The organism is Gilliamella sp. X-46 (assembly GCF_057063525.1).
The window spans coordinates 367,707-384,162 of record NZ_JBXSQH010000002.1 but is presented as its reverse complement, the minus strand read 5'-3'; the positions used below and the strand labels follow the sequence as shown (position 1 = coordinate 384,162).

Annotated in this window: 13 protein-coding genes, 3 tRNA genes and 1 rRNA gene; 12 read left to right on the top strand and 5 right to left on the bottom strand. The window is 34.9% G+C overall.

The window, feature by feature from the left end; all coding sequences use genetic code 11:
* Window positions 1-2 precede the first annotated feature (2 nt).
* The 4 genes from rrf to ACYIAJ_RS04385 all read left to right on the top strand — a co-directional run bounded on the left by rrf (window position 3) and on the right by ACYIAJ_RS04385 (window position 789).
* Window positions 3-118 (top strand): 5S ribosomal RNA (rrf, locus tag ACYIAJ_RS04400).
* A 33-nt stretch (window positions 119-151) separates the two neighbouring features.
* Window positions 152-228 (top strand) — tRNA-Asp (locus ACYIAJ_RS04395).
* 9 nt (window positions 229-237) lie between these two features.
* Window positions 238-313 (top strand) — tRNA-Trp (locus ACYIAJ_RS04390).
* Between the two features lie 137 nt (window positions 314-450).
* Window positions 451-789, top strand: a complete 339-nt coding sequence (locus ACYIAJ_RS04385; RefSeq protein ID WP_483558710.1) for a MaoP family protein — start codon at window positions 451-453, stop codon at window positions 787-789.
* A 5-nt stretch (window positions 790-794) separates the two neighbouring features.
* On the opposite strand, the gene ACYIAJ_RS04380 is transcribed toward ACYIAJ_RS04385, so the two are convergent.
* From ACYIAJ_RS04380 to znuC, 3 genes are all read right to left on the bottom strand, one after another.
* Window positions 795-2,318 (bottom strand): YifB family Mg chelatase-like AAA ATPase, encoded by a 1,524-nt coding sequence (locus tag ACYIAJ_RS04380; RefSeq protein WP_483558708.1) that lies wholly within the window; start codon window positions 2,316-2,318, stop codon window positions 795-797.
* Between the two features lie 122 nt (window positions 2,319-2,440).
* Entirely contained in the window at window positions 2,441-3,241 is an 801-nt protein-coding gene (znuB, locus tag ACYIAJ_RS04375) for a zinc ABC transporter permease subunit ZnuB (protein ID WP_483558706.1), read from the bottom strand.
* The gene (gene znuC, locus ACYIAJ_RS04370; protein ID WP_483558704.1) at window positions 3,234-4,016 is read right to left on the bottom strand and encodes a zinc ABC transporter ATP-binding protein ZnuC; all 783 of its coding nucleotides are present in this window, start codon (window positions 4,014-4,016) and stop codon (window positions 3,234-3,236) included. Before znuC ends, znuB begins: the two co-directional genes overlap by 8 nt.
* A 93-nt stretch (window positions 4,017-4,109) precedes the next feature.
* Here znuC and znuA point away from each other — a divergent pair, with 93 nt between their 5' ends.
* The 8 genes from znuA (at window position 4,110) to ACYIAJ_RS04330 (ending at window position 13,108) form a co-directional block, all read left to right on the top strand.
* Window positions 4,110-5,069 carry a zinc ABC transporter substrate-binding protein ZnuA gene (gene znuA, locus ACYIAJ_RS04365; protein ID WP_483558702.1) on the top strand — a complete coding sequence of 320 codons (960 nt, stop codon included), beginning with the start codon at window positions 4,110-4,112 and terminating at the stop codon, window positions 5,067-5,069.
* Window positions 5,070-5,097: 28 nt separating this feature from the next.
* Window positions 5,098-6,447, top strand: coding sequence for a murein DD-endopeptidase MepM (gene mepM / locus ACYIAJ_RS04360; RefSeq protein ID WP_483558701.1), 1,350 nt, complete (start codon window positions 5,098-5,100; stop codon window positions 6,445-6,447).
* Window positions 6,448-6,576: 129 nt separating this feature from the next.
* The gene (gene mrcB / locus ACYIAJ_RS04355) at window positions 6,577-8,910 is read left to right on the top strand and encodes a bifunctional glycosyl transferase/transpeptidase (protein ID WP_483558699.1); all 2,334 of its coding nucleotides are present in this window, start codon (window positions 6,577-6,579) and stop codon (window positions 8,908-8,910) included.
* Window positions 8,911-8,924: 14 nt separating this feature from the next.
* A complete protein-coding gene (gene mutM / locus ACYIAJ_RS04350) occupies window positions 8,925-9,734 on the top strand; it encodes a bifunctional DNA-formamidopyrimidine glycosylase/DNA-(apurinic or apyrimidinic site) lyase (protein ID WP_483558697.1) in 810 nt (269 codons plus the stop codon).
* 416 nt (window positions 9,735-10,150) lie between these two features.
* Entirely contained in the window at window positions 10,151-11,446 is a 1,296-nt protein-coding gene (gene tolB, locus ACYIAJ_RS04345; protein WP_483558729.1) for a Tol-Pal system beta propeller repeat protein TolB, read from the top strand.
* Window positions 11,447-11,613: 167 nt separating this feature from the next.
* A complete protein-coding gene (gene pal, locus ACYIAJ_RS04340) occupies window positions 11,614-12,093 on the top strand; it encodes a peptidoglycan-associated lipoprotein Pal (RefSeq protein WP_483558695.1) in 480 nt (159 codons plus the stop codon).
* 66 nt (window positions 12,094-12,159) lie between these two features.
* On the top strand, window positions 12,160-12,900 hold the full coding sequence (gene ybgF / locus ACYIAJ_RS04335) for a tol-pal system protein YbgF (RefSeq protein ID WP_483564401.1): 741 nt from the start codon (window positions 12,160-12,162) through the stop codon (window positions 12,898-12,900).
* A gap of 132 nt (window positions 12,901-13,032) precedes the next feature.
* Window positions 13,033-13,108: transfer RNA gene (locus tag ACYIAJ_RS04330), tRNA-Lys, on the top strand.
* 136 nt (window positions 13,109-13,244) lie between these two features.
* Here ACYIAJ_RS04330 and pepT read toward each other — a convergent pair.
* Together pepT and ACYIAJ_RS04320 are read right to left on the bottom strand one after the other, a co-directional pair.
* Window positions 13,245-14,477 carry a peptidase T gene (pepT, locus tag ACYIAJ_RS04325; RefSeq protein WP_483564400.1) on the bottom strand — a complete coding sequence of 411 codons (1,233 nt, stop codon included), beginning with the start codon at window positions 14,475-14,477 and terminating at the stop codon, window positions 13,245-13,247.
* Between the two features lie 23 nt (window positions 14,478-14,500).
* Entirely contained in the window at window positions 14,501-16,060 is a 1,560-nt protein-coding gene (locus ACYIAJ_RS04320; RefSeq protein WP_483564399.1) for an AbgT family transporter, read from the bottom strand.
* Window positions 16,061-16,456 lie beyond the last annotated feature (396 nt).

Below are 16,456 nucleotides of genomic sequence, written 5' to 3'. Positions count from 1 at the left end.
TGTCTGGCGGTAATAGCGCGGTGGTCCCACCTGACCCCATGCCGAACTCAGAAGTGAAACGCCGTAGTGCCGATGGTAGTGTGGGTATTACCCATGTGAGAGTAGGGTGCCGCCAGACTTTTAAATTTTATATATACACACCAAATTCGGTGGAGCGGTAGTTCAGTTGGTTAGAATACCTGCCTGTCACGCAGGGGGTCGCGGGTTCGAGCCCCGTCCGTTCCGCCACCTTTATTTAGGGGCGTAGTTCAATTGGTAGAGCACCGGTCTCCAAAACCGGGTGTTGGGAGTTCGAGACTCTCCGCCCCTGCCAAAAAATAATATTTCTGTTCTAATTTTAATCGTTTAGTCGTTTTTGTCTATGTAAATAAAAAAATTTTGTTTACAGATTAACTTAGTCAATTATAATTTTCGCCCAACTACTTTTACAATCTAGATAGAGGATAGAACATGGCTGAGAGTTTTGTAAGTCAACAACGCTTTTTTGATAATAAAAATTATCCAAGAGGATTTTCCCGACATGGGGATTTTACTATTAAAGAAGCTTTGATTTTAGAAAAGCATGGTTGTGCTTTTAAAGAACTTGATGCAGAAACCAGAACCCCTTCCACTGCAGAAGAAAAATCATTTGTAGCCGTTTGCAAAGGTAAAAAAGAACCATCTACTGATTTTGAAAAAACATGGCTGAAATATCTTTCTCGCATAAATAAGCCAAAACGGTTTCATACATTATCTGGCGGAAAGCCACAAGTTGATGTTACTGATGATTTTGTAGATAATGATGACTAATTCTTTTAACCAATGTTTTTGTGTAATTGAATTAGTAATCGATCCATAGAACGATAACTCAATGCTTCTGAAATGTGTTTTCGTTCTATGTTTTCTGACAAATCTAAATCAGCAATTGTTCGAGATACTTTCAATATTCGATGCCATGCCCTAGCAGAGAGTCCCAATTTTATCAATGCCTGCTCTAAATACTCATTATTTTCATTTGATAACTGACAATAGCATTGAATTTCATTCGTACTTAACTGACTATTTAATTTATTGTTTCTTTTAAACTGAATATTTCTTGCTTGTAAAACTCGCTGTTTTACTGTTTCAGTTGATTCTGAAGAAGTAGCTATTTTACTCAGTGTACCTTTTGGTAGTAAAGGTACCTCAATAGAAATATCAAACCTATCAAGAAAAGGTCCTGAAAGTCGATTTAAATAGCGTATGGTTTGTTGTGGTGTCGTTCTATTATGTGTTCCTTGATAATGCCCTGTTGGACTCGGATTCATTGCGGCTATTAATTGAAACTTAGCGGGAAACTTTATTTTTGCATTGGCCCTTGAAATGATTATTTCACCCGATTCAATTGGTTCTCTCAAAGCGTCTAATACTTTTCGATTAAATTCGGGTAATTCATCTAAAAATAATACCCCATTATGTGCTAGTGAAATTTCCCCTGGTTTAGGAATCGATCCTCCGCCAACTAGTGCCGCGGTTGATGCACTATGGTGAGGTGATCTAAAAGGCCTTTTACGCCAGTTTTTAATTGAGCCATTTGGACTAACTAGACTAGTTATTGCTGCACTTTCGAGTGCTTCGTCATCTGATAGTTGAGGTAATAAGGATGTTAAACGAGTTGCTAACATCGTTTTCCCTGTGCCTGGAGGTCCAATTAATAGTAAATTGTGCCCTCCAGCCGCCGCAATTTCTAATGCTCTTTTGGCGTGTTCTTGCCCGATTATATCTTGTAGATTAGCTAAGTTACTATCAATATCTTGGTATTCACGGTATTCAACCGTTGGTAAATCAATTTCTCTATATAAATATTGACATAATTCTAATAGGCTATTAGTGATTAATGTATTGTTTTGGTGAATCAAAGAAATCTCCGATTGATTTTCTGCTGAAATTATTAATATGCGATTTTTCTTTTTCGAAGCGATTGCTGCCGGAATTGCTCCTTTTACAGCTCTAATATTTCCTGATAACGCTAATTCGCCTAGAAATTCATAATGTAATAAATTTTCTGTTGGAATTTGTTCTGTTGCGGCAAGGATAGCAATAGCTATTGGTAAATCAAAGCGGCTTCCTTCTTTTGGTAGATCTGCTGGAGATAAGTTTACCGTTATTTTTTTAGCTGGAAAGGTAAAACCACTATTAATAATGGCACTTCTAACTCGATCTTTAGCTTCTTTAACGGTTGCTTCAGGAAGACCAACTAATACAAAACCTGGTAACCCATTACTAATATGAACTTCGACGTTTATTAAGGGGGCTTGTATTCCAATAGATGCCCGCGTATAAATAATTGCAAGTGACATAGTTTCTAATTATCAATATGTTTAATTTTATTATTATCATATTAGAAAATATCGAAAAACCCATTAAAGCCATTTATTAATGGGATATGACACGCAATAAATAATACAGTTTTGCAATGATTTCAATTCTTTTTATTTAAAATGAGTTTTGAAATAAATGATGATATAAAAAATAGACAAGTATTACTTAATACTATTGAGGGACCTGTTGGCGTATCGTAAATAAATGAAAATATCAATCCAGCAATAACTGATAACATACCTATTATTATTGCAGTTAATGCCATTGTTTCAGGTGTTTTCGAATAATATTTGGCTGTTGCGGCAGGAATAATAAGTAAAGAAGTGATAATTAGGGCTCCGACAAATTTCATCGATAGACCTATTGTTAACGCTAATAGTAGTGTCAAAATTAATTTTGTGAACTGTACGTTAATGCCATGACTAAAAGCTAATTCTTCACTCACAGTAATGAATAAAATGTTATTCCACCGCCAAAACAATAAAGCGCCAATAAATGCTACACAAATAATAATTTGATAAAGATCTGAATATGTTACTGATAAAAGATCACCAAATAAGTATCCCATTAAATCAATACGAATATTGTCCATTAAACTAATTACTACTAAACCAAGTGATAATGCACTATGAGCCAAAATCCCAAGTAAAGTATCAATAGGAAGTTGTTTTTGAGCTTCTAACCAAATTAATCCTAAGGCGAGTAGAAGAGTTATAAAAATGACAGCATAAAATAAATTGATATTCAGTAAAAATCCAAATGCGATACCAAGTAAAGCAGCATGTGATAACGTATCGCCAAAATAGGACATTCTACGCCAAACAACGAAAGTACCTAAAGGTCCTGTTATGCTAGTTAAGCATAATCCAGCTAATAAAGATGGTAATAGTAACTCAATCATTATTTTTCCTTTCATAGCTAGGCAAAACAATTGCCTTATTTTGCTCAATAGGGGATTTGCAGCAATCATGTTGGTGAGTGTGGTGGTGTTTATAAACAGCAATTTGTGATGCCCCGTATCGGCCAAAGAGAGAAATAAACTCTGGGTCATTAGAAACAATGGCTGGCGTACCAGAACAACAGATATGATGATTTAAACAGATTACTTCATCTGTTTTTGCCATGACTAAATGAAGATCATGAGAAACCATTAAGACACCACAATTAAACTGATTTTTTGCATCAGTGATTAAATCATATAAAAGTACCTGGCCATTGACATCTACGCCTTGAGTTGGTTCATCAAGAATCAATAATTGAGGCTTCTTTGCTAAGGCTTGAGCTAGTAAAACACGCTGTAATTCACCACCTGATAATTGATGCATAGATTTATTGATTAAATATTCAGCTTTTACCATGGATAATATATTAAGCATATCTTCATTATTTAATTGCTTATTTAAGTGCATAAAACGTTTAACAGTAATAGGTAATGTTGAATTTAAGTTGATTGACTGTGGCACATAGCCAATCGTTAAATTAGGTGAACGCACGACTGTCCCTGAGGTGCAAGGAACCAACCCCAGAATAACTTTTACTAGGGTCGATTTACCTGCACCATTAGGGCCTAATAATGTAATAATTTGATTAAGATGTATTTTTAATGAAACGTCATATAATATTTTTTGATGGTCAATTTCCACTGAAATATTATTAAGCGTAATTAATGGCGTCATATTGTTGGGGCCCTTGCCTATAAATATGTTATGTTATATTATAACAATAAATTAATTCTATTCTATCATACATTATAAATATAGGATAACGATGTGAAAAAATATATTGTACGGAACAGTAAACAATTAGCTTCTTTTTTAATCATACTGAGTTCATTAGCATTTCTTCACAGTATTACTAATTATGCTAATGCGAAAATTATTTCGTCTGTAAAACCGATAGGGTTTATCACTGAAGCTATCGCTTCTGGAGTGACCGATACTGATATTTTACTCCCTGATGGTGCATCCCCTCACACTTATTATTTAAAACCATCTGATTTAGCTAAACTAAAATCAGCAGAACTTGTGGTTTGGGTTGGTGAAGATATGGAAGCTTTTATGCCAACAATCCTAAAAAGCATTGATAAGCAAAAACAAATCGAATTAATGGCAATACCAGAGATTAACGCATTGCTTCGTATTAGCCATGATGATGAGGATGAAGATAACCATTCTCATGATGAGTCTGTTCAAGAGCATCATCAGCATGGTGAATATGATGAGCATATTTGGCTTTCTCCTGAAATTGCTAAAATTATTGCGCAGTCAATTCATGATAAACTTATCGAGCTTTATCCTAATAAAAGCACATTGATCGATGAAAATTTAAACGAGTTCAACATTAAGCTTGTAGAAACAGAACAAAATATTGCAAAAAAACTCATTACCGTACAAAATAGAGGGTATTTTGTGTTTCATGATGCTTATGGGTATTTTGAGACACGGTTCGGATTGAAAAAACTAGGTAGTTTTACTATAAATCCAGCAGTTCAGCCCGGTTTCCAAAAAGTTTATTCTATTCAGCAGATGCTCAAAGAACACCAAGCTGTATGCGTATTTCGTGAACCGCAGTTTAGCCCAGCAGTTATTGAAAAATTAGTGGATGGAACGGATGTTCGAATTGGAGAATTAAATCCATTAGGAACAGGTATCGCTCTTTCCAAAGATGCATATTCACAATTTTTATTAAAACTAACACAGCAACTGTTGGATTGTTTGGATAAAAATTAGTTTTAGTAATAAATAGTTAAGGTTAATTTTGGCAAGACAAATAAAATCCCCTGATATTGAAAAAAATAATTTTAAAATTCCCTATTTTTCAATATTAGGCGTCCTTTTTATTGTTATTTTATTTACTATTCTGTGGCGTCCACTCAATCTGGATCGAACTGTTTATGTTCCTTTAACTCCTCAAGTTGAAACTACTGTAAATGATAACTCCCATTTTCTTGCTGATGATGGGAGAGTCGAGATAGTCAATGGTAAAACGGCTACCGTTACCGAATCATCAGACGTTCCTGAAGATGAAATTGTTAAGGATGAATTAGATGACATCGTTGATGATAAAGATAACTCAGTGCAATATACTATTGTGCGTGGCGATACTTTGCATGATATCTTAATTCGTTATAACGTTAACCGAAATGATATTTATCAGTTAACGACTAAATTTAAACAACTTGCAAATTTAAGAATAGGCCAACAAATTAGCTGGACGACTGATGATAATCATAATTTGCAAACTTTTAGTTGGACAATATCAAGTAATAATATTCGAATCTATGAAAAATCTGGCGATAAATTTGTAGAAAGTTCCGAAACAGCTGAAGTTGTACCACAAGATATTGTTATAAAAGGTGATATTAAAACTAATTTTGTTGCTGATGCGCGCAAAAGTGGTCTAACTAGTAATGAAATTGGTATTATTACCCGCGCTTTACAATGGCGTTTAGATTTTCGTCGATTACAAGTTGGTGATAAATTTTCAGTTGTTCTAACACGAGAAATGCATGGTAAAAGTTTATCCAATAGCCAGTTACTGGGTGTCCGTGTTAAAAGTGGAACCAAGGATTATTATGCTATTCTAGCTGATGATGGTAAATATTATGACATCAGTGGTAACAGCTTATCCCAAAGCTTTTTTCGTTATCCTTTAGCTACAAAAGCACGTGTTTCTTCTGGATTTAACCCACGCCGTTTGCACCCAGTTACAGGACAAATAGCCCCTCATAATGGTGTAGATTTTGCAGTATCACGCGGAACACCTGTATTATCCGTTGGTAATGGTGAAGTAGTCATTGCAAAGTATAGTGGTTCAGCAGGTAACTATATTGCTATCCGGCATGGTCGTCAGTATATGACCACTTATATGCACTTGGATAAAATTTTAGTCAAACCAGGACAACAAGTTAAGCAAGGCGATAAAATTGGACTATCAGGAAACACAGGGCGTTCCACTGGTCCTCATTTGCACTTTGAATTACATATTAATAATAAGCCAGTCAATCCGTTAACGGCAAGTTTACCTATTTCTGAAGGATTAACAGGTAAGTCAAAAAAAGCTTTCTTGTCAAAAGTTAAAAGTATTAGCTCACAGCTAAATTTTTAAATTTATGCATTTATTTTATATTTAAATACCTACTTAATTGAAATTTTTCTAAAAAAGAAGGGTAAGGTATCCTTAAAAAATTATGTTATCATAAGCTAATTTTATTGGATAATAAATGTTAGGTGCAGTTTGAATACATCAACTAAAACAGCAAAAAAACGATCTTCTAAAAGGACTAAAAAAAATAAAAAGCCTACACTTTTGCGACGATTTTTAACATTATTATTTAAGTTATTTCTCATATTTGTTGCTGTGGCTATTATTTATGGTGTCTATCTTGATCAACAAATCAAAGAGAGGATTGACGGAAATGTGTGGGAGTTGCCAGCAGCGGTTTATGGTCAAATTATTGATCTTGAGCCTGATAGTGAATATAGCTTAAATGATGTAGTGACAATGTTAGTTGGTGCCCAATATCGTCAGCAAGATACTAAAGCTACTCGTCCTGGTGAATTTATTGTAAGTAACGATGCAGTTGAAGTCTATCGTCGGCCTTTTACTTTTCCTGATGGTGAAGAGCAAGCGTTTAGAGTCAGAATTACTTTTTATGAAAATCGTATCGATCGTATTACTAATCTAGAGACGGGGCGTGATTTTGGATTGCTTAAAATTGATCCTAAATTAATTACTATGATGCACTCTCCAAATGGCGAACAGCGGTTATTTGTGCCATTAAAAGAATTCCCTGATTCATTGTTACAAACATTGATAGCAACAGAAGATAAACGTTTTTACGATCATCATGGTGTAAGTTTATATTCTATTGGCCGTGCTATTTTTGTTAATTTAACAACAGGTCGTACCGAGGGTGGAAGTACATTAACCCAGCAAACGGTCAAAAATCTTTTTTTAACTAATGAACGTAGTTTAAGTCGAAAAATACGTGAAGCTTATATGGCATTAATTTTGGATGCTCGTTATAGCAAAGAACGTATTTTAGAACTGTATTTAAATGAAGTTTATTTGGGACAAGCAGGTAGTGAGGAGATTCATGGTTTCCCATTAGCAAGTCTTTACTATTTTGGTCGTCCAGTTAATGAACTTACATTGGATCAGCAAGCAGTACTAGTTGGTATGGTCAAAGGGGCTTCATTATATAATCCTTGGACACAACCTCAACAAGTTATTGAACGTCGCAATGTGGTTTTAAAACTCACTGAGCAGCAAGGTATTATTGATGATGAGTTGTATACTTTATTAAGTCAGCGCCCACTAACAGTTCTACCTAAAGGTGGTGTGATTTCACCACAACCAGCATTTATGCAAGTTGTGCGCAGTGAACTTCGAAAACAATTAGGTGATAAAGCAGATCATTTGTCTGGTATGAAGATTTTTACTACCTTTGATCCTGTGGCTCAATCTGCTGCAGAGCAAGCGGTCACTAACGAAATTGAGAAACTGCGTACATCAACCAATAAAGAATTACAAACAGCAATGGTGATTGTGAGTCGTGAGACTGGGGAAATTCGCTCAATTATTGGTAGCGCAGAACCGCGTTATCCGGGTTATAACCGTGCTTGGTTAACTCAGCGAGCAATTGGTTCATTAGCTAAACCGTCAACTTATCTAACCGCACTTGGACAACCCGATCATTACCAACTCAATACTTGGCTTAACGATAATCCTTTATCGATTAAGCTTGATGGTGGAGGCTATTGGGAACCGAAAAACTATGATCGAAAATTCCGCGATCGTGTTATGTTAGTCGACGCCTTAGCGCTTTCACTTAATGTACCTACTGTTAATTTAGGTATGGCATTGGGGCTTGATGCAACAAAAAATACTTTACAAGCGCTGGGCGTACCAGCAGAGCGTATACCTAATTTACCATCAAGGTTACTTGGTGCTTTAGAATTAACACCGTTAGAAACTGCACAGATGTTTCAAACGATAACTAATAATGGTCAACGTTCTCCACTTTCTATTTTAAGATATGTATTGACTGACAAAGGTGAGCTTGTTTATCAAAGCTATCCACAACAGCTTCAGGCAGTATCTCAACAATCGGCTTATCTAACTACTTACGCTATGCAACAAGTGGTTAATTCGGGGACATCTCGTTCATTAAAAGCTAAATACGGTTCGTTTAATTTAGCTGCTAAGACAGGAACAAGTAATGATTCTCGTGATAGCTGGTTTACAGGGATTGACGGTAAAAATGTTGCTGTTATTTGGATTGGTTTAGATGATCATTCTCCAATGAAATTAACGGGTGCAACTGGTGCCCTAAAAATTTATAGTGAATACTTACAAAATAACCCACCAAAGAAATTAGTGCTGCCACAACCTCAAAATATTTTTATGGTACCTATTGATAGTGATGGGCAGTGGCAATGTAATGGAAGCGGAATTCGATCTTTACCTGTATGGACGATTAATCCTCAGAGCTTATGCAATGGTAATAACCAGTCAGTGCCTGCTCAGCAAGCTCCAAATTGGGTTACAGACCTATTAAATAACTAGGGGGGAAAAAGAATATGCCTGAATTACCAGAAGTTGAAACAAGTCGCCGAGGCATCTTACCGTATTTAAAGGGACAAACTATAGATAAAATTATTGTTCGACAATCTAAATTACGCTGGCCAGTTGATAGGGCTATAAGTAATGCTCATGGACAAGTTATTTTAGATATAAAACGACGTGCAAAATATTTATTATTACAGCTATCTAACAACTGGATTGTGATTCATCTGGGAATGTCAGGTAGCTTACGTATTTTAAAAAAACACCAAAAAGCAGAAAAGCACGATCATATCGATCTCGTTTTAGGAAATGGTATCATATTACGTTATACCGATCCTAGGCGTTTTGGATCTTGGCTTTGGACTAGTTCATTAGGCGAAATATCTCAATTACAACATTTGGGACCAGAGCCTTTAAGTAATGAATTTTCAGCAGAATATCTATTCGAAAAAGCCCAAAATCGAAAAGTGCCCATTAAAAGCTGGATTATGGATAACCATATTGTAGTTGGAGTCGGCAATATTTATGCTTCTGAATCGCTATTTATGGCAAAAATTAATCCTAATCGCAAAGTCAGCTCCTTACAATTAAATGAATTTGAAAGATTGGTTGCTTCCATTAAACAAGTTCTTACCAAATCAATTGAACAAGGCGGAACAACACTAAAGGATTTTCTTCAGTCTGATGGCAAACCTGGATATTTTGCGCAAGAATTACAAGTTTATGGACGCAAAGATGAACCGTGCATAATTTGTGGTACAGAAATAAAATCACAAAAAATAGGACAGCGTAATACTTTTTATTGTGAAAATTGCCAAAAATAATGTCATCTTTTTAAGCAAAATTATCACTTCCTTATGGTCGCCATCTAAATTGTAAACTTTTTTATATATTTATTCATTTTCATATATAAAAATATCTTTTCAAACTCTTTAAACCTTATTTAAATAGGATTAGTATAGACACCTACAATTAGAATAATTTTTTTATTATTACTTTGGGTATTTTATATAGTAAAACCATTATTATTACATAAATCTTTTTATTTTAAAGACTATGGACTTGTTATCAGATATCGGCTATCTTTCTCGCTACAAAATTGTTTATGTTTTGTAAAGTTTAGTATGTGTAGCTAGTTAACGGTAATATATTAATTTTCAAAGATTTTATTTTCTGTTTTTTATCGGTTTATGTTTAATTTAACTCAATGTTTCTTGCTTTTATTAAGGAATTTAAGATGATCAAATTCGCTTCTCGCTTTTTGACAACTTGTTTTATTTTATTTTTTACTACGATGGTTAATTCTGAAGTCAGAATTATTATTACCGATGGAGTGAATTCTGCTAAACCAATCGCTGTTGCTCCATTTAAATGGACTGGTGGAGGAGAGCCCCCACAAATTATTGAAGATATTATTGCTTCTGATTTGCGTAATAGCGGTAAGTTTAATCCTATTGACGTTAATCGTATGCCTCAAAAACCAACCACTGCTTCAGAGGTGACCCCTGCAGTATGGAATAATCTTGGTGTTTCGGCAGTTGTAGTAGGCTCAATTCAACCCGATGCGTCAGGGAAATACCTTATAAATTATCAATTAGTTGATACAGTCAACCATCCTGGTACAGTTTTGGCACAAAACCAATTTTCTATTGAAAAACGCTGGCTTCGTTATGCGGCGCATACTGCTAGTGATGAAATCTTTGAATCACTAACGGGTATTAAAGGTGCATTTAGAACACGAATTGCTTATGTTGTTAAAACAACTAAAGGGCCTTTTTCGCATGAATTAAGAGTGTCTGATTATGATGGTTATGATCAAACCACTGTTCATCGTTCTAAAGAACCGTTAATGTCTCCTACTTGGTCACCTGATGGTAAAAAATTGGCCTATGTGACTTTTGAAGGCGGTCATTCTGCATTGGTTTTAAAAACATTAGAGAGTGGTGCTGTTCAAACAATTGCATCTTTTCCTCAACATAATGGCGCTCCAGCATTTTCTCCAGATGGTAGTAAATTAGCGTTTGCTTTATCTAAAGGAGGAAGCTTAAATTTATATATGATGGATTTAAGTAGCAAAAAAATCACGCAAATCACTTCTAGCCGTAGTAATGATACAGAGCCATCTTGGATGCCGGATAATCAAACTATTGTCTACACTTCTGACCAAGCGGGACGTCCTCAATTATATAGTATCAATATTAATGGTGGTGCATCTCAAAGAATAACGTGGGATAATACGCAGAATCAGAATGCCCGCGTGTCGCCGGATGGTTCTTTTATTGCTATGATATCAACTAATAATGGTGAACAACATATTACTCGATATGATATGGACACAAAAACCTATCAACGTTTAACCGATACTTTTTTAGATGAAACGCCAAGTATTGCACCAAACGGTACTATGATCATTTATAGTTCATCACAAGGATTAGGTACCATTTTGAATCTTGTATCTACCGATGGTAATTTTAAAGCAAGGTTACCGGCAACCGATGGGCAAGTAAAATTCCCTGCATGGTCGCCATATTTATAAGAAGAGCTTAAAAATTATACAATATTGTGATTATTAAAATTGTGTAAAGCTTAAGGTCGTTATAATATATACTTCTAATCTTTCTGGTTAGTAACTGGTGTTACTTTTAAGTTGGTTAGATGTATAAAATATAAGTAATAATTTATTTAAACAAAGGAGTTAATACAATGCAATTTTCTAAATTTCTTAAAGTAGCTGCGGTTGCTTTACCATTAATCGCTGTAACTGCATGTTCATCTAATAGTAGCCGTAACGCAGGTGGTAATTCAAATGGTACTTTATCAAAAGAAGCCTTAGAACAACTTCAAAAATTACAACAAATGAACACAGTATATTTTGATTTTGATAAATATAATGTTAAGTCTGAATATGCAACATTATTAAATGCACACGCTGTATTTATTCGTGCAAATAATGTAAAAGTTGTTATCGAAGGTCATGCTGATGAACGCGGTACTCCTGAATATAACATCGCATTAGGTGAACGCCGTGCAGCTGCAGTTAAATCATACCTACAAGGTAATGGTGCTTCTGCAAGCCAAATGGAAATTGTTTCTTATGGTAAAGAAAAACCAGCTGTATTAGGGCATGATGAAGCAGCTTATGCTAAAAACCGTCGTGCTGTAGTAACTTATGCTGGATATTAATAGTATCTTATAACGGCTGATTATTCAGCCGTTTTTATTTTCTAAGTTCACGCCGAGTCTAATAATATGCATAAAAAAATACTCACATTGTTCCTGTTTCTTTTATTTACAGGTTATGGTTGTGCTGCGGGTAGTTCTGATATTGATAGAACTATTCAAGCTCAAGGGCAATTAATAATTCAAAACCAACAAAAAATTAGTGATTTACAAGCTGATGTAGATACACTCCGTGGTCAGTTAGAGGAAACAAAATATCAATTGAATCAGGTAATTGAACGCCAAAAAATGATTTTACAGCAAATGGCTAATGGTTCTGGATTTTCATCAAATTCTAATTCTGACTCACAAGAAAATAACTCAGCTCCATCTTCTGATTCGACTTCATCAACATCTTCGTCTTCAGATTTATCTGGATGGACAACTTCAGGTGATGATAAAGCTGATTATAATTTTGTCATGCAGTTTGTTAATGATGGCAAACAAAATAATGAAGCCATTGCCGCGTTTCAAAAGTATTTAAAAACCTACCCAAAGTCTAATTACCGAGCCAACGTTAATTATTGGCTCGGTCAACTTTCATATAAACAAAACAAAAAAGATGATGCTTCATTTTATTATGCGAGTGTGGTAAAAGATTTCCCATCTTCACCAAAAGCCGCTGATAGCCTTTATAAAGTAGGATTGATTTTACTTGATAAAGGGGATACTAAAAATGCTAAAGCTGTTTTTCAACAAGTGGTGAATAAGTATTCAAAAGATAAGAATGCAGTTGCTCTTGCGAATAAAAAATTAGCGTCACTAAAGTAAAATGTATAAATAACCAGCTATTGCGTGAAAATGGCAATAAAAGGGTTGCGTAGCATTATAATTATAAGTATTATACCAACCCGAAATCGCTTGTGGCTTTAAGTACTAAAGGTAAAGTGGTTTTTGTCAAATGGGTCGTTAGCTCAGTCGGTAGAGCAGCGGACTTTTAATCCGTTGGTCGAGCGTTCGAATCGCTCACGACCCACCATTTATCTCATAAATCTTCACTTACTTCATTTTTAGCTAATACCATTTCAACGTTTGAACCTTGAACAGAATAAATCCCTACATTTATTAGTATGCTTAAAAGGAAGAAAAAGGGAGATACTCCCCCCTTTTTTATATTACTTAGCTTTGGCGGCTAATTCGATAATTTTCATCGTTACTTCAAAAGATTTAAGAAATGATGATAATGGTAAAAACTCAAAGCACGAATGAAAGTTATGTGCACCAGTAAAGTAATTTGGTGTGGTAAGACCTCTAGCAGAAAGTGCTGAACCATCCGTTCCCCCCCGCATAGCAATCGTATTTGGCTGAATATTGAGGTGCTCAAATGATTGATAAATCAAATCAATACAGCGACGATCATTACCCAAATAGTTAGCTATATTGCTATAAATATCGGTAATTTTACACTCAATTTTAGCCCTTGGATATTTTCGGCTAATAAAGCTCACCACTTCTTGGATATAAGCTTTACGTGCTTCATATTTAGCTAAATCAAAGTCACGAATACTCATTTTTAATGTTGTGGTACTTTGATTGCCAACAATATCATTAAACCAAAAATAACCTTCTTTACCTTCGGTATGTTCAGGTGTTTCGAAACTATCAAAACAGTTAATAATATCATTAGCTACACGGATAGGATTGATTAAAACATTTTTTGCCGACATTGGATGAGCAGATACACCAGTAATCTCAATGATTGCTGAGCCAGCATTGAAAGTTTCATAAACGACTTCACCTAGTTCACAACAATCGATTGTATAAGCAAAATCAGGTTTGAAGCGATTTAAATCAAGTTTCTTAGCACCATTTAAGCCTACTTCTTCATCAGGTACAAATGCCACATAAATATCACCATGTGTAAGATTTTGTTGTTGTAATTGATCTAACATTGTCATCACAACGGCAATGGCGGCTTTATTATCAGCACCAAGTACACTTGTGCCATCAGTGACAATCAATTCATCATTAAGATACTTATTCAATTCAGGATGTTCATCAACTTTAAACCAGATATTTTTATCTTTATTTAACAGGATATCTTGACCGGTAAAGGTCACTCTCTGTGGCTTGATTTTATCTGATAAGGCAACATCGACCGTATCAAGATGAGCAACATAACCAATTTTGGGCGCATTTGGATTATTGCCTGGTAGTTTAGCCGTTACAATACTATGCTCATCAAGGTGAACATCTTGTAAATTAAGTTCGATCAACTCTTGTTTGAGTAATTTGGCTAATTCTGTTTGCCCTGGGGTTGAGGGCACATGCGCACATCCAAGAGCACTTTGACTTGGAACGTTGACATAACGTAAAAAACGCTCAACTAATTGTTCGGTAATATTCATTATAGTTTGACTCCTTATGGTAACTAATTATTTACGGGTGGATATACATAGCCACTGTCAAAACCAATTGGTAGACCTAAGAACCAAAAGAGCAATAAGTTTACCGTTAATGCAATAAGTAGTGCGGCGGTATAAGGAATCATCATCGAACTTAATGTGCCTACACCGGTGTTTTTACAGTATTGCTGGCAATAAGCAATAATCAAAGGATAAAAAGCAAACATTGGTGTACTAACATTAACTGCCGAGCTGATACGATAAGCCGCTTGTGTTAATTCTGGTGAGATGCCAACTGACATAAGCATTGGTACAAAAATCGGTGCTAATATGGCCCATTTAGACGATGCAGAGGTAATTAACACATTTAACATGCTCGTTAGAATTATCACTCCAAAGATTGTGACAACTGAAGGCAGATGTAGCGCTTTTAAAAACTCAGCACCACCAATCGCAATTAATGTTCCAATTTGTGAATGAGAAAAGACATATAAAAATTGTGCACAAAAGAACGCAAAAACAATAAATGGAATAAGAGATTTTGTGATGTTCTCCATCGCTTTTACAATATCGCGCGACGATTTAAATGCTCCGGTTATAAAACCGTGTATTAATCCCGGAATGGCAAAAAATACAAACAATAGTGGCACAATAATTTGCATAATTGGAGCTTTATTGCTTGTCATACTTCCATCAGGAGCACGTAATAAAGAGTTTTCTGGTAATAATAATAAAACCAAACCAATAGCAATCGCTAAAAAGACAATTGAAGCGACTTTAAATGCTCGGTTCTCAATCGGTGTGATTTCTGGCGAATTGGCAATATTATCTAACTTTAAATCATTATTTAAAGGCATGGTTGCATTTAAACGAGGTTCGACGATTTTATCGGTAACAAACCAGCAAGCTAATAATACAAAAAAGGTACCGCCAAAGCTCAAAAAGTAGTTACAAAGCACGTTGACTTGATAAGAGGGATCGATAATTTGTGCAGCACTTTGGGTAAAGCCTTGCATAATTGGATCGATAATTGATGGCGTATAACTTGAGCTAAACCCACCAGCTAAGCCTGCAAATGAAGCTGCAATCCCCGCTAGTGGATGACGTCCAATTGCATAAAACATCATCGCTGATACAGGCATTAAAATCACATAAGCTGAATCAGCAGCAATATGGCAAACCATACTGACAAAAATAACTGATGGTGTCACTAATTTTTTAGGAGTGATAGCTAATAACTTTTTAAGTAGCACATGGATATAACCACTACTTTCAGCAATACCAATACCTAATGTTGCCACAATTGTAATGCCAAGTGGCGGGAACGTGACAAAATTAGGCACCATCTTGGTAAAAAAAGTGACCAAATTATCGGGAGCCAGCATATTGACAACAACAAGCTTATTTTGCGTAACAGGATTAATGTAATTAAAGTTTACAAAAGAGAGTAATAAAGAAGCTACAAAACAGATGATTAATGCATAAAAAAACAGTGTTGTTACATCGGGAATTTTGTTGCCAATTCGTTCAATAGTATTTAGAAAGCCACCCGTTCTTATTGGTGACGGATTAGTTGTTTGATTCATAATAAAATTAGTGTAAATATTATTCGGAAAAACAATGTAGCATAGATCGATCATGCAGGCAAACATGGCTTTTAGCTATTGTTTTGTGCTGGTTGTCACTTAACTTGCAACTTTTTTATATTATTTTTATTTATATGATCACGCAATTTTGAATTTTCTTTAATGTGCATAATATTTAATATTTTGATAGTGTAAAAATCAAACTATCGATCGTACTTGTTCTACGTAATTTTAATTAATTATCAAAAAGAGCGGTTAATAAAAGATTTTAATACAAGATTGCATAAAAAAATTATTAGTATATTGTAATGAATATTAATTCACAAAAATAGAATAAACATTCATTTTGATTGTAAGTGAAATCTGAAAGGATAATATATGCAATGGGGGCTTAAT

Bases quoted from the DNA above. Each gene is read 5' to 3' on its own strand.
- mutM (WP_483558697.1), top strand. From the start codon at position 8,925: ATGCCTGAATTACCAGAAGTTGAAACAAGTCGCCGAGGCATCTTACCG.
- znuC (WP_483558704.1), bottom strand. From the start codon at position 4,016: ATGACGCCATTAATTACGCTTAATAATATTTCAGTGGAAATTGACCAT.
- pal (WP_483558695.1), top strand. From the start codon at position 11,614: ATGCAATTTTCTAAATTTCTTAAAGTAGCTGCGGTTGCTTTACCATTA.
- ACYIAJ_RS04385 (WP_483558710.1), top strand. From the start codon at position 451: ATGGCTGAGAGTTTTGTAAGTCAACAACGCTTTTTTGATAATAAAAAT.
- znuB (WP_483558706.1), bottom strand. From the start codon at position 3,241: ATGATTGAGTTACTATTACCATCTTTATTAGCTGGATTATGCTTAACT.
- ACYIAJ_RS04380 (WP_483558708.1), bottom strand. From the start codon at position 2,318: ATGTCACTTGCAATTATTTATACGCGGGCATCTATTGGAATACAAGCC.
- pepT (WP_483564400.1), bottom strand. From the start codon at position 14,477: ATGAATATTACCGAACAATTAGTTGAGCGTTTTTTACGTTATGTCAAC.
- ybgF (WP_483564401.1), top strand. From the start codon at position 12,160: ATGCATAAAAAAATACTCACATTGTTCCTGTTTCTTTTATTTACAGGT.
- ACYIAJ_RS04320 (WP_483564399.1), bottom strand. From the start codon at position 16,060: ATGAATCAAACAACTAATCCGTCACCAATAAGAACGGGTGGCTTTCTA.